Genomic DNA, 17,625 nt, shown 5'->3' with positions numbered 1-17,625 from the left:
CGGCTACGAACGCGGGTCGGCGTGCACCTTGGGGCCGGCACCCGGCGGGCGCCGGCCGGCGAAGACGTCCACGATGTCGGCCAGGCCGACGGTGGCGGCGACCAGCGGGCGGGGGTCGACCGCGCCGCTGGCGTACGCCTCGATGGCCCCGGCCAGCCCGGCCGACGCGCCCAGGATGCCGACCGCGGTGACGTCCTTGAGCACCAGATCTCGGGTGTCGATCAGGCTGGGCGGCACGGACAGTCCGATGTAGACGACCCGGCGGCCGGGCTCGACCCGGTCGAGCGCGAAGGCCGGCATCTCGGCACCGGTGGACGCGTCGACGATCCCGTCCCACGGCAGGTCGGGCAGCGTCTCCCGGGTCCACGACTGCTCGAAGCCCAGCGATTTCGGCAGCGCCAGGTCGAGGCCGACCAGGTGCACCTCGGCGCCGCGGGCCCGGGCGAACAGGGCGACCAGCAGCCCGATCGTCCCGGTGCCGAGCACCAGCAGCCGTTCGCCCGGACCGATTTGGGCGGCCTCGACGCAGCGCAGGGCGTTGCCGCCCGGCTCGACCATCGCGCCGAGCGTCGCGTCGACCGTGTCGGGCAGCGCGTGCAGGTAGCCGGCCGGCACCGCCACCTGCTCGGCCAGCGCCCCGGGCAGGCCGTCCCGGATGCCCAGCTCGAACCGCTGCTCACAGACCCAGTGCCGGCCCTGCAGGCAGCGCCGGCAGTGACCGCAACCGATCATCGTGTCGCCGGTGACCCGGCGGCCCGCCCAGCTCTTGTCGACCCCGGCTCCGACCGCCGTCACCGTGCCGCACCACTCGTGGCCGGGCCGCAGCGGGTAGGACGACGCCCCGGTGTGCAGGTAGCTCATCTCGCCGCTGAACAGCTCCATGTCGGTGCCGCACACGCCGACCCGCTCGACGTCCACCACCACCTGGCCCTCGGCCGGGGTCGGGGCCGGCACGTCGAGCACCTCGGCCTTGCCGGGGCCGGTGAGGACGAGCGCTCGCATCAGCGGGGGCCGATCACGTTCTGGCGGGCGGTGCCGAGCCGGTCGATGGACAGCTCTACCACGTCGCCGGCGGCCAGCCACACCTGCGGCTGGAAGCCCATGCCGACGCCGGGCGGGGTGCCGGTGTTGATCAGGTCGCCGGGCTCGAGCACCAGGAACTGGCTCAGGTAATGAACGATGAAGTACGGGTCGAAGATCATCGTCTTGGTGTTGCCGGTCTGCCGGCGCACGCCGTTCACGTCCAGGGTCATGCCGAGGTCGAGCACGTCCGGGATCTCGTCGGGGGTGGCCAGCCACGGCCCGGCCGGGTTGAACGTCTCGGCGCTCTTGCCCTTGCTCCACTGCCCGCCGCGTTCCATCTGGAAGGCGCGCTCGCTGACGTCGTTGACCAGCACGTAACCGGCGATCGCGGCGCGCGCGTCGGCGGGCGAGTCGAGGTAGGAGGTGCGGCTGCCGATCACGATGCCCAGCTCCACCTCCCAGTCGGGTTTGGTGGAGCCGCGCGGGATGCGGATGTCGTCGTTCGGCCCGATCAGGGTGTTGGGCGACTTGGTGAACAGGATCGGCTCGTCCGGTACGGCCTGCCCGGTCTCGGCGGCGTGGTCGCGGTAGTTCAGGCCGATGCAGAGGATCTGGTGCGGCCGGGCGATCGGCGCCCCGATCCGCTGGTCGCCGAAGGACTCGGTCTCCCCGGCCGCGATCCGCTCGGCGACCGGCCCGGCCAGCGAGGCGATCCCGCCGCTGCCGAAGAAGAACTCGTCGAAGTCGGTCACCAGGTCGGACACGTCGACGTAGAAGGTGTCGTCGACGCGTACGACGGGCTTTTCGGCACCGGGGGCGCCGACACGCATGAGATACACGAGGTCTCCGATTTAGAGGGCGGGATTCCAGTACGGGGTGGGCAGACCGGTCACGCCGACCCGGGCGGTGAAGATGCGGCCCGAGTCGGGGTGGGCCGCCAGGTCGTCGGGGGACATGCCCTCGGTGGCGGTGGTGATGACCAGGATGTCGAGGCCGGGCCCGGCGAACGCGACGCTGGTGGGCCGGGGCGCGGGGAGCTCGATGACGCCGAACAGGGTGCCGCCGGGGCTGCGGCACTCGACCCGGCCACCGCCGTGCACCGCGATCCACAGGTTGCCGTCGCGGTCGGTGCACATGCCGTCGGGCAGCCCGCCGGTGATCGTGAGCAGGTCGTTGCGCTCGCCGTCGGGGTAGTCGCGGACCCGGACCGCCTGGGCCACCGAGTCGATGCTGTAAAGCCCGTATCCGTCCGGGGTCCAGGCGAGCCCGTTGGACAGCGTGAGGTCGTCGTCGAGCGTGGTGCAGTCGCCGTTCTCCAGGCGGACCAGGACCTCCTCGCCGGTGCGGCCGTCGAGGGCCATGCTGCCGACCAGGAAACGCCCGGACGGGTCGACCGCGCCGTCGTTGAGGCGGCTGCCGCAGCCGGCCGGGAGCACGCGGGCCACCGGAGTGCGCCCGCCCGCCAGATCGACCCGCGTCAGAGTTTCGCGCTCGGCCACCAGGAGGGAACCGTCGGCGGCGACGGCGACCGCGGTGGCGAGGTCGTCGAACGACCAGGTGTCGGTCACCTCGAACGGCTCGAGACGGCCGGCGAACACCTTCCCGGCCAGGATGTCGACCCAGAGCAGCCGCTGCCGCTCCGGGTCCCAGAGCGGGCCCTCGCCCAGCTCGTAACGGTCGGTGCTGATCGGGGTGACATCCAGCGTGGTGGTCACGGGAGCTCCGTTCCGGCCACGATCGCGAGGATCGCGGGCACATCGGCGACCAGTTTCTCGATCGGGGTGCGGTAGGTGAGACCGCTGATGCTGATCGCGCCGCTCGGCACGGTCGGCGAGGTCAGGTAGGCCGGGACGGCCAGGCAGTTCACGCCCGGCTCGTTCTCCTGGTCGTCGGTGCCGAAGCCGCGCTCGCGGGTGATGCGCAACTCGTCCCACAGCTGGCCGGCGGTGGCGACCGAGCGGGTGGTCGGGGTGCCCAGCTCGGTGTCACCGACCCACGCGTGCACCGCTTCCTCGGTCAGCAGCACCCCGGAGAGCAGCAGCTTGCCCACGGCCGTGGTGTGCGCCAGGTTGCGGCCGCCGATCACCGAGGTGAGCCGGACCGCGCCGGTGGGCGGATCGAGTTTCGACCGGTAGACCACGAATCGTCCGTCCAGCGTCGCGTAGTGCACGGTCTCGCCGTATCGCTCGCACAGCGTCCGCAGCACCGGCAGCACCCGCACATGATCGGGACGAGCCTCGTGGTGCGCGAACGCCAGATGCAGGAACTCGTCGCCCAGAACATATCGCCCATAGCCGTCCTGGGTCGCGAAACCCGCCCGGCGCAGCGCGGCCAGACATCGGTGGACGGTGGGTTTCGGGCTGTCCATGGCGCGGGCGATGTCTTCCAGGCCGACGCCGTCGGCGTGCCGGGCCAGCTCGGCCAGCACGGCCAAGACACGGTCGGCGCCCACCAGGCGGCTGTCGGGGTCGGTCATGTTTCCGGATGCTAGACCTCCGTTCCGACAAAATGAAACCGCTATCTTCAACCCGCGAAGAGGATTACCGTCCGAACCATGGCCGAGCGGCGAAGTTCCGGGTGGTACGGCGGCGATGACCGCAACAGCTACATCCACCGCGCCTGGATGCGCCGCGGCCTGCCCGCCGACGCGTTCGACGGCGAGCGACCGCACATCGCGATGGCCAACACCGCCTCCGACCTGACCCCGTGCAACGCGCACCTCAACGAGGTGTCCCGCAGCGTCGCCGACGGCATCCACGCGGCCGGCGGCATCGCGCTCAACCTGCCGGTGGTGTCGCTGGGCGAGACGCTTGTCAAACCGACCGCGATGCTCTGGCGCAACATGGCCGCGATGGCCATCGAGGAGATGCTGCGGGCCAACCCGATCGACGGCGTGGTGCTGCTCGGCGGCTGCGACAAGACCATCCCGGCGCTGCTGATGGCCGCCGCCTCGGTCGACATCCCGGCCGTGGTGGTGCCGGGCGGGCCGATGCTCACCGGCACCTTCCGGGGCGTCCCGCTCGGCTGCGGCACCGGCGTCTGGCAGCTGTCCGAGGAGGTGCGGGCCGGCACACTCAGCGCCGCCGAGTTCCGCCGCTCCGAGTCCTCGATGATCCGCAGCCGCGGCCACTGCAACACGATGGGCACCGCCTCGACGATGGGCCTGCTCGCCGAGGCGCTGGGCATGACCCTGCCCGGCATCGCCGGCACCCCGGCCCCCGACAGCCGCCTGCTGGAGGCCGCCCACGCCACCGGCGTGCTGGCCGTCGACCTGGTGGACGAGGACCGGCGGCCCAGCCAGGTGCTGACCCGGGCGAGCTTCCTCAACGCGATCGTCACCCTGGCCGCGATCGGCGGCTCCACCAACGCGGTCGTGCACCTGCTGGCCATCGCCGGGCGGCTCGGCATCGAGTTGACCCAGGACGACTTCGACCGGGTCGGCTCGGGCGTGCCGCTGCTTGTCGACCTGCAACCGGCCGGCCGCTTCCTGATGGACGACCTCTACCGGGCCGGCGGCCTGCACGCCGTCCTCAACGAGGTGCGCGACCTGCTCGACCCGGCCGCGATCACGGTCACCGGGCGCCCGCTTGTCGACTACCTCGACGACGCCCGGGTCTACGACCGGGAGGTCATCCGGGCCCGGGCCGAGCCGCTGCAACCCGAGGCCGGCATCGCGGTGCTCTACGGCAACCTCGCCCCGGGCGGCGCGGTGATCAAACCGGCCGCGGCCTCGCCGGAACTGCTCTCGCACCGGGGGCCGGCCGTCGTGTTCGACTCGATCGAAGATCTGCACGCCCGGCTCGACGATCCCGACCTGGAGGTCACCGCCGACTCCGTGCTGATCCTGCGCGGCTGCGGGCCCAAGGGCTACCCGGGCATGCCCGAGGTCTCCAACACCCCACTGCCGAAGAAACTGCTGGAGGCCGGCGTGCGCGACATGGTGCGCATCTGCGACGGCCGGATGAGCGGCACCGCGTACGGCACGGTGGTCCTGCACGTGACCCCGGAGGCGGCCGCCGGTGGACCGCTGGCCAAGGTGCGCACCGGCGACATCATCGTGCTCGACGTGGCGAAACGCCGCCTCGACGTCGACCTGCCCGACGACGAGTTGGCCGCCCGGCAACCCTCGGCCGAGGCGGTCGCGGCCTACGCGGCACCGACCCGAGGGTGGGAGAAGCTCTACGTCGACACGGTCGGACCGGCCAGCACCGGCGCCGACTGCGACTTCCTGATCGGCTCCAGCGGCTCGCAGGTCTCCCGGGAGTCGCACTGATGCGCACCGCGATCGTCACCGGCGGCCGCAGCGGCATCGGTGCGGCGGTGACCGACCGGCTCGCCGCCGACGGCGTCAAGGTGCTCACCCTCGACCTCGCGGACGGCGCCGACCTGCGGGCCGATGTCACCGACCCCGACGCGATCAGGCAGGCCGCGGCCGAGGCTGGCCCGGTCGACATCCTGGTCAACTCGGCCGGGATCGTCGGCCCCAACGCGCCGCTCTGGGAGGTGCCGCTCGACGGCTGGGAGCACACCTTCGCGGTCAACGTGCGCGGCACCTTCAACACCTGCCAGGCCTTCGTCCCCGGGATGATCGAGCGGGGCTGGGGGCGGATCGTCAACATCGCCAGCATGGCCGGCAAGGACGGCAACCCGAACATGTCGCCCTACTCCGCCTCCAAGGCCGCGGTCATCGCCCTCACCAAGTCGCTCGGCAAGGAGTTGGCCACCACCGGCGTGCTCGCCAACGCGATCGCCCCGGCCGTCATCGAGACCCCGATGAACGCCGACACCGGCCCCGACGCTCTCGCCCACATCACCGGTCTCATCCCGATGCGCCGGGTCGGGCAGCCCGCCGAGGTCGCCGAGTTGATCGCCTGGCTCTGCTCGGACCGGGTCACCTTTTCCACCGGCGCGGTCTACGACATCAGCGGAGGCCGTGCCACCTACTGATTTGAGTGGTAAGCCTGGCGGTATGACGATTCGCCTGGGATATCAGATCCCGAACTTCACCTACCCGGACACGCCGGTCGAGCGCCTCTTCGACACCGTGATCGCACAGGCCCGAGAGGCGGAGGCGTCCGGTTTCGACACCGTGCTGGTGATGGACCACTTCTACCAGCTGCCCGGCATCGGCACCCCCGACCAGCCGATGCTGGAGGCGTACACGACGCTGGGCGCGCTGGCCACCGCCACCGAGACCATCCAGCTGTCGACCCTGGTCACCGGCAACACCTACCGCAACCCGCCGATGCTGGCCAAGACCGTCACCACGCTCGACATGGTGTCGCACGGGCGGGCCATCCTGGGCATCGGCGCCGGCTGGTTCGAGCGGGAGCACAACGACTTCGGGTGGGAATTCGGCACCTTCACCGACCGCTTCGAGCGGCTCGAGGAGGCGCTCGACATCATCGCCCCGATGCTGCGCGGGGAGAACCCCACGCTGACCGGTAAGTGGTACAAGGTGGAAAACGCGATGAACAACCCGCGTTACCGCTCGCAGATCCCGATCATGCTGGGCGGCGCGGGGGAGAAGAAGACGTTCCGGCTGGCCGCCCGGTTCGCCGACCACATGAACATCATCTGCGACCGGGCCGACATCCCGCAGAAGGTGGCCGTGCTCCGGCAGCGCTGCGAGGAGGCCGGCCGCGACCCGGCCACCCTGGCCACCAGCTACCTGGCCATGACCGTGGTGGCCGACTCGGAAGATGAGGCCAAGAAGATCCTGGACAGCATCCCGCCGGAGCGGCACAGCCGGGTCTTCATCGGCACCCAGGCCCAGATCGCCGAGCAGATCCACCAGGACGTGATCGAGCCCGGCATCACCGGCCTGACCATCAACATGATCCGCAACGGGCATGTGCCCGGCGCGGTCGCCGCGGCCGGCGAGGCACTCAAGCCACTGGTGTCGTAAAAGAGAGTCGTCAAAGCGAAAGGCCCGGGTGACAGCATCGGCCAGTACCATGACCGGGTGCTGTCCCCCGGAGCCGTGCTCAGCGAGCGCTACGAACTGACCGAGCGGATCGCCGCCGGCGGCATGGGCGAGGTCTGGCGCGGCACCGACCGGCTGCTGCACCGGCCGGTCGCGGTCAAGGTGCTGCTGCCCGGCCTGGCCGCCGACACCGGGTTCATCGCCCGCTTCCGCACCGAGGCCCGGATGATGGCGTCGCTGCGCCACCCCGGCATCGTCCAGGTCTACGACTTCGGCGAGGACGGCGCCGGCCTCGACTACCTGGTCATGGAGTTCATCGAGGGCACCTCCCTCGCGAAGCGGGTCGAAACGGCCGGCAGGCTGACCGCGGCCGAGACCGTCGAGGTGGTCGGGCAGGTGGCCGGCGCGCTGCAGGCCGCGCACGAGGCCGGCATCATCCACCGCGACGTGAAACCGAGCAACCTGCTGGTCCGGCCGGGCGGCGCGATCGTGCTCGTCGACTTCGGGGTGGCCCGCTCGACCACCGGCGCCGGCCTGACCGGCACCAACGTGGTGATGGGCTCGGCCCACTACATGGCCCCCGAACAGGCCGAAGGCAAACCCATAACCCCAGCCACCGATGTGTACGCACTGGGCGCCGTCGCCTACACCTGCCTGATGGGCCGCCCGCCCTACGTCGGCGACAACCCGCTGCAGGTGATCGCCCAGCTGATCGTGGCCGACCCGCCCACCCTGCCGGTCGACGTGCCCCCACAGGTGGCGGCCGTGGTGCTGCGCGCCCTGGAGAAAGACCCGACCCGCCGCCACCAGAGCGCCGCCGCGTTCGCCGCCGCGGCCCGGGTCGCCCTGACCGGCCAGGGCCCGTCCCGCCGCGCCCCGATCTACGCCGCCGGCTCGGCAGCGGTCGACCCGCCCGTCTCGCCCGCGCCCACGAGCAGCGCGCCCATCAGCATCGCGCCCATCAACACCGCCCCGGCCGTTCGCGTCGGCGGTGTCGCCGCCCCGGCGGCCCATGGCTCACCCCCGAACGGCCCGGCCGGCCATGGCCCGGCGGGTCCTGCTGGGGTAACCCCAAGGGAGGGCGGCCGGCGCAGGATTGCGCTGGTGCTGGCGTCGGCGGTGCTGCTGGCCGCCGCCGGGCTGGGCATCGTGTTCGCCGTGCGAAAGGGACCGACTCCCGCACAGGGGCAGCCGCCCGGCGCCAACCGGATCGACATTCCCGACCTCGGCGTCGGTGGCGGTCCCGGGGAGCAGAAACCGATCGCCCTGCCCACCAACTCGAGTGGACGACCAGGACCGTCGGCCGGCCCGGAAACGGGTGCTTCCGCCCGTACCTCGGCCGGGGTCGGACCGACCACGACGGTGCCGGTGGGCGCGGAACCCACCGTGACCAACCCCGGAGATCCGGCGCCGGAGCCGTCGCAGACGGCGACCTCGGATCCCGTCACCAATCCCTACACGCCGCGAGCGGTCTGCGGCACCGCCTTCGTGGTGATCGACCAGGCGCCGCTGAACAGCGCGGACGGCATCCTGCTCGGCCGGGTCTACCTGCTCTACAACGTGAAGAACCTGAAGAACTGCACGGTCACCCTCAAGGCCACCGACGTCGGTACGGCGACCGGCACCGCTGCCTATCTGGAGGTCGAGGGAGCCGAGCGGGTGACCGACAGCGGCAGCTTCGAGTACTACGCGGGGCCGGTGAAGGCCAAGGCCGACGCGGTGTGCGTGAAGTGGGGCGGCTCGATCGGCGACGCCTCCTACGACAGCGCCTTCGAGCACTGCGACTAGGAGCCGACCGCCTCCGTCTGGAAGGCGGCCCACCCACCGTCTTCCACGATCTGTCCCCGGTCCACCTGGACGGCGGTGTGTGCCCCGGTCAGTTCGAACAGACCGGAGTCGCCGGCCGGGATCAGGTGCCAGGACTGAGTGACGTCTCCCGGGCGGCAGGGCTGCATCCGGAGGATGCCTTTGCGTTCGTCGGTGACGCAGGACTCCGGTCCTGAGGTGCCGGCCGCAGGCGACGCGACGATGATGACGTGGTTCTGGTTGTCGTTCGTACGTTTGCGGACCTTGGCGGGCTTCAAGGTCATCCGGGTGGTCTCGGTGACGGCCGTCCCGGTGAAGTCCACGGTCCCGTCCGGGTGCGCATCCAGGTGGTATTCGGCGCCGGCATCGAGGGACGTGGTGATGACTACCGGGACGCCGAGGTCGATCGCGTAGCTCTTCAGCGCGGACACATTCGCGTCGACGAGCTTCGGGCCGGCCGTCGTCGGTGCGGCCGGCGACGGCGGCGACGGCGAGGTGACGGGTACATCTTCGCCGCGATCGACGAGGGTGTATTTGTCGGCGAACTGGGGCTCGCCGACCTCGGTCACGTCGGATCGCTTGGCGTCGGTGTCCCACTGCACCCAGCCGTACGCGTTGCGGATGCTGTAGGTGGGGCGTCCCCGGCCGTCCTTGTCGCCGGTGGCGGCCAGCGAGAACAGGGTGCCCTTGGTCGGGTTGCAGGTCGCACCCACCACCGGCGCGGCGTGCTCGTCCGGGATGAGCCGCACGCCGAGACAGGTCTGCGGCGCGGCGTAGCCCTCGTTGCCCAGCGACCGGATCAGGTATTCGACGCCCACCGGTTCGAGGACGAACTGCGACCGGGAACCGGTGCCGTCGGAGAGCTCGAGTTCCTCGCCGCCGCGGTCGAGCATCAGGTACCGGTTGGCGGTGCTGAGCTGGATCGAGAACCGCCGGTCACCGGCCAGGATCGCGGTGAGCCCGTCCACCGGCGACGCCTGTGCGGCCGGGCTGGAGGGGTCGTCGGCGGCCATATTGAGCCGGTGCGCCCCGTAGAGTCCGCCGCCCAGCAGCACGGCGAGGGTCGCGAGGACCGCGGTGAAGCGGCGCAACTTCTTCGCCGGCGGTGCCACGTCGGCGGGGTCGTCCGGCGGCGGGATCGGGACGGGCGCCGTCGGCTGGCCGCCCAGCAAGGCGTCGAGCAACTGGCGGGCGGTCGGACGCTGCCCGGGATGCTTGGCCAGGGCCGCCTCCACGAGACCGCGCAGCGGCGCGGGCAATCCCGAGGTATCCGGCGGCTGGGTGAGGATGCGCATGGCGGTCGCCGTCGGGGACTCGCCGGCGAACGGGGTGCGACCGGTCGCCGCATAGGTCACCACCGCGCCCCAGGCGAAGACGTCCGCCGCCGAGGTCACCTCCTCGCCGTACGAGGGATCGAAGCGTTCCGGCGCCATGTAGTCGACCGTGCCGACCATCTGATCGGTCCGGGTGTGCCGGCTTGTCGTCTCGAAGGCGCGGGCGATGCCGAAGTCGATCACCTTGATGCCACCCATCGCGACAAGCACGTTGCCCGGCTTGAGGTCACGATGGATCACCCCGGCGCCGTGAATGGCGCTGAGCGCGGTGGCGATGCCGACCGCCACACTCTGCAGACCGGGGCCCGACAGCGGACCCCGGTCGCGTACCAGCTCGGTGAGGGACGGGCCGTCGACGAACTCGACCACCAGGTAGGGCGGGGTGTGCTCGGGATCGGCATCCAGCACCGCGGCGGTGGAGAAGGGCGGCACCTGCCGGGCCCGGTTGACCTCGCTGCGGAACCGGCCCCGGAACTCCGGGTCGTCGGCGAACTCCGGCCGCACCATCTTGATGGCGACCATCGACCCGTCCGCGGCGCGGCCGCGGAAGACCGTACCCATCCCACCCTGACCCAGCCGGTCGAGCAGGTCGTAGACGCCGAGCCGGGTGGGGTCGCCAGGACGCAGCGGCATGATCATATCGCCGGGCAGCTTACGTCACGAGGCTGTCCTGGTCCACTGCTGGTTGGTGCCGCCGTTGCAGGTGTACTGCGAGATGTCGCCGCCGTCGGCCGTCGACGAGCTGACCACGTCCAGGCACTTGCCGCTGTGCCGGGCCTTGAGCAGGAAGTAGGAGCCGGAGGCGACCCACTGCCACTGCTGGTTCGTGCCGCTGCCGCAGGTGTACTGGACGACGTTGGCGCCGTCGGCGGTGGAGGCGGAGGCGACGTCGAGGCATTTGCCGCTGTTCTGGTTGACCACCCGCACATAGCCGGTGCCGAGGTCCTCGAACGCCCACTTCTGGTTGAGGCCGCCGTTGTAGGCGTACTGCTTGACCTCGGCGCTGTTGGCCAGGGAGGCACTGACCAGGTCCATCACCTTTCCGCTGTTGCGGTTGGTGACCCGGTAGTGGGCGAGCACCGCGTTGCCGCCGCCGTCCAGGCCCCACGAGTAGCGCAGCTGGTCGCGGCCGGAGGCGTTGGTGGTGGACAGGCCCAGGCTGGTGCCGCTGCCGGTGATCTCCTGCAGGCGGTACGGGTCGGCGATCCGGACACCGGGCCAGTAGACGGTGCCGAGCCCCTCGGCCCGCGCCTCGGCGGCCGTGCCCCGGATGAACGCGACGAAGCTGTCGCTTGTCGTAGGCGCGTTGTAGTTGCGGCCGTCGGTCATCGGCGCGCCGAACTCGGTGATCAGAACCCGGTCCTTGTACGCGCCCACGCTGGTGCGCAGTGACTCCCGCCAGGAGTCCTCGGTGGTGCGGCTGGAGTCGAAGAACTGGTAGGTGTGCCGGGAGATGAGCGTGCCGTCGAAGCGGGTGTCGCTGCCGATCGTGGTCAGCCGCTGGTTGTAACCGGCCCCGCTGATGATCACCCGCCCGCGCGGGACGCCGGAGTAGTTGGCGAGCCACTGCGCGGCGATGTTCTTCCAGTCGGTGTCGCTGTACGCGTACGGCTCGTTCATCGGCTCGAAGTAGACGTTCGCGTTCGACGAGTACTTGGTCACGATCGTCTGCCACATCGACCAGAACTGGGTGGTGTTGTCGATGCTCCCGTTGCGCGAGCTCGCCGCCTCCCAGTAACTCAGGATGACCTTGAGGCCCTTGGCGGTGGCGGCGTCGATCGCCCCGGTGTACGAGTTCCAGTACGACCCGGACACGGTCGGGTAGTTCACCGGCATCCGGATCGTGTTGGCCTCCAGGTTGTTGACGAAGCCGGTGAGGATCCCGTTGGCCTTGGCCTGCGTGGTCGCGTAACTGTCGCTGCTCGACAGGCCGCCCAGCACCAGGATGTCGTCGACGAAGTTGTCGCGCTGGTCGGCCCAGTTGACGCCGCGGAAGCCGGAGGTGGCGGCGACCGCGGGGGTGGCGGCGGGCACGGTCAGACCGGCCGCGACCAGGACGAGGATGGTGGCTTTCCGCAGTGTCTTCACGGGTGCCATGGGAGCGCTTCGCCGCCGGGGAAAGCTACGAACCGAACCGAGACAGTCCGAACCGTTCAGAACCGAACGAGGACTGCCGCACCACCAACTCCGGGGCGACGAGCATGCCGCGGGCCGGCCGCCGGTCCCCGTCGAGCAGCCGGGACACGATCAGCTCCACGGCCAGCCGCCCGACGTGGTTCTTGGGCGGGCGCACCGCGGTCAGCGGCGGCTCGCCGAGGTGCGCGATCTCGTCGTCGTAGGAGATCAGTGCCAGGTCCTCCGGGATCCGGATGCCCTCCTCGGCGCAGACCTGGGCGACCGCCATCGCGTGCGGGTCGCTGTGCACGATGAGGGCGGTGGTGTCGCGCCGCGCGAGCAAGGCCCGGATGGCCTGGCGATCGGGCGGATCATCGAGGAGGATCGGCGCGGCGCCCGGCCAGCCGTCCACGAGATAGGCGGAGGTCGGGCTGCCCCGCGACACCAGCAGCCCGATCCGGTGGTGGCCGTTCTCGTGCAGGTGGTGCAGGGCGATCTCCAGGCCCAGGGAGTGATCGCTACGCACCCAGTCGACCTGCCGGGACGCCGACGTCCACCGGCGTGGCTGCCGTTCCACCAGGACGGCCGGCACCGGCAGCCGGCCGATCCAGTCGATCATCGCGTCGTCGTCGGCCAGGCTGGGCGCGAGCAGCAGGCCGCGCACCTCGCCGGCCTCGATGAGTCGGCCGATCTGCCGCCGGTCCTCGTCCGGGTCGTAGGTGGAGCCGCGCAGCTGGACGGTGACGCCGAGGGCGGCTGCGGCGGCCCGCGCACCGCCCACGATGGGCGGCCAGTAGAAGTCGAGGGACGGGACCACCATGCCGACCGTCAGGGTTTTAGAAGCCAGGGGCCGGCCGGCCGGGCGGGACCGGGACGGCAGGGTCGCGCCGCCGTGCACCCGGGTGACCAGGTTGCGGGCGGCCAGGGCGGCGATGTCGCGGCGGATGGTCAGCTCGCTGACCCCGAGGTCGCGGGCCAGCTCGCTGACCCGGACGGCGCCGTGCTGCTGCAGCTCGCTCATCAGGCGGTCGTGCCGTTGCACCTGAAAGAGGGCCATCGCGCGCTCCCGAATTGTTTCGTGAACGTTAACATAGCGCCGCGTGCATAGATGGTCAACGATGTTCGAGTGGTTTCGTTCGTGAACGGATCGTGGCTTTCCCGCGGGCGGCTCGACTACGAACGGGGCATGAAATGGCGACTAGTAACGCTTGGGGCGGCGCTCATCCTGACCGTCTTCGCGGCGCCCGCTCAGGCGGCGCCGGTCACCATCACCAACGGAACCCAGTTCACCGACACCTCCGGGGCGATCGTGCAGGCGCACGGCGGGGGAGTGCTGAAGGTGGGCTCCTACTACTACTGGTTCGGCGAGAACCGCAACGCCGACAACACGTTCCGGGCGGTCTCGGCCTATCGGTCCACCGACCTTCGCACGTGGGAGTTCCGCGGCAACGTGCTGACCCAGTCGTCGGCCTCGGAGCTGGCGTCAGCCAACATCGAGCGGCCGAAGGTCATCTACAACGCCTCCACCGGCCAGTACGTGATGTGGATGCACAAGGAGAGCGCGACCGACTACAGCCAGGCCCGGGCGGCGGTGGCGGTCTCGTCCACGGTCGACGGTGCGTACACGTACCAGGGCAGTTTCCGCCCGCAGAACACGTACATGTCGCGGGACATCACCCTCTTCAATGACAACGGCACCGCGTACATGATCTCGGCGGCCAACGAGAACTACGACCTGATGATCTACCGCCTGACCGCCGACTACACCGGCATCGCGGCGGTCGTCGGAAATTTCTGGCCGGGCGGACATCGTGAAGCGCCGGCCCTGTTCAAACGGGGCAGCACCTACTTCATGCTGACGTCCGCGGCGACCGGCTGGAGCCCCAACCAGGCCCAGTACGCCACCGCCACCAGCACCTCCGGCCCGTGGAGCGGCTGGACCAACGTGGGCGACTCGACCACGTTCAGCTCCCAGCCCACCTACGTGCTCCCGGTGCAGGGCACCTCCACGACCAGCTACCTCTACCTGGGCGACCGCTGGGCCGGCGCGTGGGGCGGCCCGGTCAACGACTCCTCGTACGTCTGGCTCCCGATCGCCTTCCCGAGTGCCACCAGCATGAGCCTGTCCTGGTACCCGACGATCACCATCGACACCGCCACCGGCACAATCACCGGCAACGCCGCCACCTACTACCGGATCACCAACCGCAACAGCGGCAAGGTGATGGACGTGGTCAGCGCCTCGACGGCGAACAGCGCCGAGGTCAAGCAGTACGCGTGGAACGGCGGCGGCAACCAGAAGTGGGAGTTCCAGGACGCCGGCGGCGGCTACTTCCGGATCGTCAACCAGACCAGTAACAAGTGCCTCGACGTGGCCTCCGCCTCGACCGCCGACGGCGGCAACATCATCCAGTACACCTGCGGCAGCGGCACCAACCAGCAGTGGCAGTGGCTCGCCACCGGCTCGTACTACCAGCTCAAGGCCCGGCACAGCGGCAAGTGCCTGGACGTGGTCAGCGCCAACACCGCCGACGGCGCCGACATCCAGCAGTACACCTGCGGCACCGGCACCAACCAGCAGTGGAGCCGCACCCAGTCCTGAACCCGCGGGCCGGGGTGGGAGGTCCCGCCCACCCCGGCCCTCATCCTCAGCAGGTCTTGTTGATCACCTTGTACGGGCAGTCGGCCACCTCGGCCAGGATCAGCGCGGCCTCCTTGTTGCGGGCCGTCTCCCGGTTGATCACGCTGGCCGGCGGATAGAAACCGCCCTGTCCGGCGCTGGTCGGGTACATCTCGAACGTGTAGGCGAAGATCTTGTAGTTGCCCCACATCCAGTCCAGCGAGTCGCCGTCGGTGATGTAGAGGTCGCTCGACTGTTCCGGGGTGTAACCGTTCGTGTCCGCCATCTGCTCACCCAGCGTCTGCAGGGCGCGAGCGTCGTCGGCGGTCATCCCGGTCCCGCTCGCCGAGGTGGTGTAGCCGTAGGGCCAGAGGATCAGCTCGGAGTACGTGTGGAAGTCCATGTTGACCTTGATCTGCTGCACCCCGCCGACCACCCGGCTGTTCACGAAATCGCGGATGACCTTGGTTTCCGGGGCGGAGAACGCGGACGGGCCCCGGTAGGTGGCCGAGGACGTGCTGCCGGACGAACCGCCGCAGCAGCCCCACTGGTAGCTGTAGTTACGGTTCAGGTCGGTGCCGACCGCCGACGAGCCGCTGTTCGGCTGCCGGTTCTTGCGCCACGACCGGTACGCGCCGGTGGCCACGTCGTACTCGGAGCCGTCCGGGTTGACGGTCGGCACGATCCAGATCTCCCGCGAGTCGACGATGCTCTTGATCCGCGCGTCGCTGGTGTAGTTGTCGGCGAACAGGTGCAGCAGGTAGACCGCCATCTCGACGGTCAGGTGCTCGCGGGCGTGGTGGTTGGCGTCGTACAGCACCTCCGGCTCGGCCTCGTCGGTGCCGACGTTGTCGGAGATCTTCACCGCCACGATGTCCCGGCCCTCGTACGACTTGCCGAGCACCTTCTTGCTGGCGATCGCCGGGTACTTCGCGACGATGTTGTTCACCTCGGTGATCGTCTCGGCGTAGTTGTGGTACGCCGCGTCCGAGGACGGGAAGTCGAACGTCTGCAGGATCGGCTGCACGATGAAGCCCTGCCGGCGCAGGGTGCGCACCTCGGTGTCGGTCGCGGTGACCGTGACCACCTGGTGCTCCACGTCGTCGATGGCGGCGCCGACCCGGGCGATCCGGTCCAGCTGGGCGGCCGTGCGTACGTCGTACACCTCGAATTGGGCCGGCGCCGGTTCGGCGACCGATTCCGCTCCGGCCGGCCCGGCGCCCGCCAGGGTGGCGGTGGCCCCGAGAATGGCGATGGCCAGGGCCGCCGTGCTGCGTCGTCTCATGAACGACCTCCGCAAGTGGGGGACTGTTCCCCTCAGCTCACCAGCTTGTATAGATGGATGCCAATCTCATTGCCTACCTCACTCCCGAGTGATGGCACCTATCCGCAGGCAGTACGGCTCCGAATCACCGTGAGCGGGACCGATCCCTCGCGGAGGATGGAGCACATGACCGAGCACAGCGCGAGCCGCCGGCTGCAGGCTGTTCCCGACAGCCCGACCGAGGCTGACCTGCTCGGTGCGGTGGCACTGGGCGACGAAAAGGCCTTCGCACGGCTTTACGACCTGGTCGCGCCGCGGGTCTACGGCCTGATCCGGCGGGTCCTGCGCGACCCCGGGCAGGCCGAGGAGGTCGCCCAGGAGGTGCTTGTCGAGGTGTGGCGGACGGCCGCCCGGTTCGACCGGGCCCGTGGCTCGGCGACCTCGTGGGTGTTCACGATCGCGCACCGCCGGGCGGTCGACCGGGTGCGGTCCGAGCAGTCGGCGGCCGACCGGACGTTCCGCTCCGGCAGCTCGTCGATCGACACGCCGTACGACGCGGTCGCCGACGAGGTGGCCGGCCGGCTGGAACGCCAGCAGGTCCGGCACTGCCTGGACGACCTCACCGAACTGCAGCGCCAGGCCGTCGTCCTGGCCTACTACCAGGGCAACTCGTATCCCCAGGTGGCCGAGTTGGTCGGCGCGTCGCTGCCGACCGTCAAGGCACGAATGAGAGATGGACTGATCAGGTTGCGCGACTGTCTGGGGGTAGGGGCATGACTGCCGAGATTCACACCCTGCTCGGGGCATATGTGCTGGACGCGGTGGACGACCTCGAACGCGCGGCGTTCGAACGTCACCTGCGCGAGTGCACGGAGTGCCGGACCGAGGCCGACGAACTGCGGGCGACGGCCGCCCGGCTGGCCGACGGCACCTGGTCGGTGCCGCCGCCGCAGCTGCGGACGAACATTCTCGCGGCGATCTCCGCCACCCGCCAGCTGCCGCCGCCCGCTCCGGCTTCGGCGCCGGCCCGGCCGGCGACCTCCCGCTGGCGGCGGCTGACGGCGGTGGCGGCCGCGGTGGTCGCGGTGGGCGCGTCGGTCGCGGTCATTCAGGAGCAGCGGGTACGCAGTGAGCACGCTGACGCCGTGGCGGCCCGAGCGGCCGAGGCGCGTATCCAGGCCCTGCTCGCCGCGCCCGACCTGACCGTGAAAGAGCAGACCCTGGACAGCGGCGGCCGGGTGACGGTGGCCATGTCGCGGCTGCACAACGCGGGCGTGATCGTGCTGGCGGCCGACGCGGCCCCGGCCGGCGGCCGGGTCTATCAGCTGTGGACGGTCCGCGACAACAAGGCCGAATCGGCCGGGGTGCTCGTGCCCGGCCAGTCGGCGATCGTGCAGATCGTCGAGGGCATGCCCGGCGCCTCCGACGTCGGTGTCACGGTGGAACCGCCGCAGGGATCGCCGCAGCCCACGACCCCGATGATCGCCGATCTGAAATTAACTTGAGGTTCCACCTATCCGCGGTGAGCTTCGCTCCG

Annotated in this window: 15 protein-coding genes; 7 read left to right on the top strand and 8 right to left on the bottom strand. The window is 70.4% G+C overall.

Annotated elements, in window-relative coordinates:
* Positions 1–3: 3 nt before the first annotated feature.
* The 4 genes from Ate02nite_RS41460 to Ate02nite_RS41445 are packed head-to-tail and all read right to left on the bottom strand — an operon-like array spanning position 4 to position 3,499.
* Positions 4–1,002 (bottom strand): zinc-dependent alcohol dehydrogenase, encoded by a 999-nt coding sequence (locus Ate02nite_RS41460; RefSeq protein ID WP_203813423.1) that lies wholly within the window; start codon positions 1,000–1,002, stop codon positions 4–6.
* A complete protein-coding gene (locus Ate02nite_RS41455) occupies positions 1,002–1,853 on the bottom strand; it encodes a fumarylacetoacetate hydrolase family protein (RefSeq protein WP_438871325.1) in 852 nt (283 codons plus the stop codon). Before Ate02nite_RS41455 ends, Ate02nite_RS41460 begins: the two co-directional genes overlap by 1 nt.
* A 21-nt stretch (positions 1,854–1,874) precedes the next feature.
* Positions 1,875–2,738, bottom strand: coding sequence for an SMP-30/gluconolactonase/LRE family protein (locus Ate02nite_RS41450; RefSeq protein WP_203813421.1), 864 nt, complete (start codon positions 2,736–2,738; stop codon positions 1,875–1,877).
* A complete protein-coding gene (locus tag Ate02nite_RS41445; RefSeq protein WP_203813420.1) occupies positions 2,735–3,499 on the bottom strand; it encodes an IclR family transcriptional regulator in 765 nt (254 codons plus the stop codon). The genes Ate02nite_RS41450 and Ate02nite_RS41445 overlap by 4 nt, the downstream gene beginning before the upstream one ends.
* 78 nt (positions 3,500–3,577) lie before the next feature.
* Between Ate02nite_RS41445 and Ate02nite_RS41440 the strand changes: the two genes are divergently transcribed.
* Genes Ate02nite_RS41440 through Ate02nite_RS41425 form a run of 4 tightly spaced genes read left to right on the top strand, consistent with a single transcriptional unit; the run spans position 3,578 to position 8,737 of the window.
* Entirely contained in the window at positions 3,578–5,296 is a 1,719-nt protein-coding gene (locus tag Ate02nite_RS41440) for a dihydroxy-acid dehydratase (protein ID WP_203813419.1), read from the top strand.
* Entirely contained in the window at positions 5,296–5,970 is a 675-nt protein-coding gene (locus Ate02nite_RS41435; protein ID WP_239148102.1) for an SDR family NAD(P)-dependent oxidoreductase, read from the top strand. Before Ate02nite_RS41440 ends, Ate02nite_RS41435 begins: the two co-directional genes overlap by 1 nt.
* Before the next feature lie 22 nt (positions 5,971–5,992).
* Entirely contained in the window at positions 5,993–6,931 is a 939-nt protein-coding gene (locus Ate02nite_RS41430; RefSeq protein ID WP_203813418.1) for an LLM class F420-dependent oxidoreductase, read from the top strand.
* Positions 6,932–6,988: 57 nt separating this feature from the next.
* Positions 6,989–8,737, top strand: coding sequence for a serine/threonine-protein kinase (locus Ate02nite_RS41425; RefSeq protein WP_203813417.1), 1,749 nt, complete (start codon positions 6,989–6,991; stop codon positions 8,735–8,737).
* Here Ate02nite_RS41425 and Ate02nite_RS41420 read toward each other — a convergent pair.
* Genes Ate02nite_RS41420 through Ate02nite_RS41410 form a run of 3 tightly spaced genes read right to left on the bottom strand, consistent with a single transcriptional unit; the run spans position 8,734 to position 13,261 of the window.
* Positions 8,734–10,722 (bottom strand): serine/threonine protein kinase, encoded by a 1,989-nt coding sequence (locus Ate02nite_RS41420; protein ID WP_239148101.1) that lies wholly within the window; start codon positions 10,720–10,722, stop codon positions 8,734–8,736. The two genes, Ate02nite_RS41425 and Ate02nite_RS41420, sit on opposite strands and share 4 nt — an antisense overlap.
* A gap of 24 nt (positions 10,723–10,746) precedes the next feature.
* Complete coding sequence (locus Ate02nite_RS41415; protein ID WP_203813415.1) at positions 10,747–12,186, bottom strand: RICIN domain-containing protein; 1,440 nt, start codon at positions 12,184–12,186, stop codon at positions 10,747–10,749.
* Positions 12,187–12,211: 25 nt separating this feature from the next.
* On the bottom strand, positions 12,212–13,261 hold the full coding sequence (locus Ate02nite_RS41410; protein WP_203813414.1) for a substrate-binding domain-containing protein: 1,050 nt from the start codon (positions 13,259–13,261) through the stop codon (positions 12,212–12,214).
* Positions 13,262–13,390: 129 nt separating this feature from the next.
* Here Ate02nite_RS41410 and Ate02nite_RS41405 point away from each other — a divergent pair, with 129 nt between their 5' ends.
* Complete coding sequence (locus Ate02nite_RS41405; protein WP_203813413.1) at positions 13,391–14,806, top strand: RICIN domain-containing protein; 1,416 nt, start codon at positions 13,391–13,393, stop codon at positions 14,804–14,806.
* A gap of 46 nt (positions 14,807–14,852) precedes the next feature.
* On the opposite strand, the gene Ate02nite_RS41400 is transcribed toward Ate02nite_RS41405, so the two are convergent.
* Positions 14,853–16,109 carry a M14 family metallopeptidase gene (locus Ate02nite_RS41400; protein ID WP_203813412.1) on the bottom strand — a complete coding sequence of 419 codons (1,257 nt, stop codon included), beginning with the start codon at positions 16,107–16,109 and terminating at the stop codon, positions 14,853–14,855.
* 165 nt (positions 16,110–16,274) lie between these two features.
* Here Ate02nite_RS41400 and sigK point away from each other — a divergent pair, with 165 nt between their 5' ends.
* Both sigK and Ate02nite_RS41390 read left to right on the top strand, forming a co-directional pair.
* Positions 16,275–16,865: an ECF RNA polymerase sigma factor SigK gene (sigK, locus tag Ate02nite_RS41395; RefSeq protein ID WP_203813411.1), complete on the top strand. Its 591-nt coding sequence runs from the start codon at positions 16,275–16,277 to the stop codon at positions 16,863–16,865.
* Positions 16,862–17,593, top strand: a complete 732-nt coding sequence (locus Ate02nite_RS41390) for an anti-sigma factor (protein ID WP_203813410.1) — start codon at positions 16,862–16,864, stop codon at positions 17,591–17,593. The genes sigK and Ate02nite_RS41390 overlap by 4 nt, the downstream gene beginning before the upstream one ends.
* The last annotated feature ends 32 nt before the right edge of the window (positions 17,594–17,625 follow it).

The sequence above is a fragment of the Paractinoplanes tereljensis genome (genome assembly GCF_016862435.1).
Lineage (GTDB): Bacteria > Actinomycetota > Actinomycetes > Mycobacteriales > Micromonosporaceae > Actinoplanes > Actinoplanes tereljensis.
This window is presented reverse-complemented; position numbering and strand designations above follow the sequence as displayed.

Excerpts from the sequence above, each read along its gene's own strand:
- Ate02nite_RS41460 (WP_203813423.1), bottom strand. The coding sequence starts at position 1,002 with ATGCGAGCGCTCGTCCTCACCGGCCCCGGCAAGGCCGAGGTGCTCGAC.
- Ate02nite_RS41455 (WP_438871325.1), bottom strand. The coding sequence starts at position 1,853 with ATGCGTGTCGGCGCCCCCGGTGCCGAAAAGCCCGTCGTACGCGTCGAC.
- Ate02nite_RS41445 (WP_203813420.1), bottom strand. The coding sequence starts at position 3,499 with ATGACCGACCCCGACAGCCGCCTGGTGGGCGCCGACCGTGTCTTGGCC.
- Ate02nite_RS41440 (WP_203813419.1), top strand. The coding sequence starts at position 3,578 with ATGGCCGAGCGGCGAAGTTCCGGGTGGTACGGCGGCGATGACCGCAAC.
- Ate02nite_RS41435 (WP_239148102.1), top strand. The coding sequence starts at position 5,296 with ATGCGCACCGCGATCGTCACCGGCGGCCGCAGCGGCATCGGTGCGGCG.
- Ate02nite_RS41430 (WP_203813418.1), top strand. The coding sequence starts at position 5,993 with ATGACGATTCGCCTGGGATATCAGATCCCGAACTTCACCTACCCGGAC.
- Ate02nite_RS41420 (WP_239148101.1), bottom strand. The coding sequence starts at position 10,722 with ATGCCGCTGCGTCCTGGCGACCCCACCCGGCTCGGCGTCTACGACCTG.
- Ate02nite_RS41415 (WP_203813415.1), bottom strand. The coding sequence starts at position 12,186 with ATGGCACCCGTGAAGACACTGCGGAAAGCCACCATCCTCGTCCTGGTC.
- Ate02nite_RS41410 (WP_203813414.1), bottom strand. The coding sequence starts at position 13,261 with ATGGCCCTCTTTCAGGTGCAACGGCACGACCGCCTGATGAGCGAGCTG.
- Ate02nite_RS41405 (WP_203813413.1), top strand. The coding sequence starts at position 13,391 with ATGAAATGGCGACTAGTAACGCTTGGGGCGGCGCTCATCCTGACCGTC.
- Ate02nite_RS41400 (WP_203813412.1), bottom strand. The coding sequence starts at position 16,109 with ATGAGACGACGCAGCACGGCGGCCCTGGCCATCGCCATTCTCGGGGCC.
- sigK (WP_203813411.1), top strand. The coding sequence starts at position 16,275 with ATGACCGAGCACAGCGCGAGCCGCCGGCTGCAGGCTGTTCCCGACAGC.
- Ate02nite_RS41390 (WP_203813410.1), top strand. The coding sequence starts at position 16,862 with ATGACTGCCGAGATTCACACCCTGCTCGGGGCATATGTGCTGGACGCG.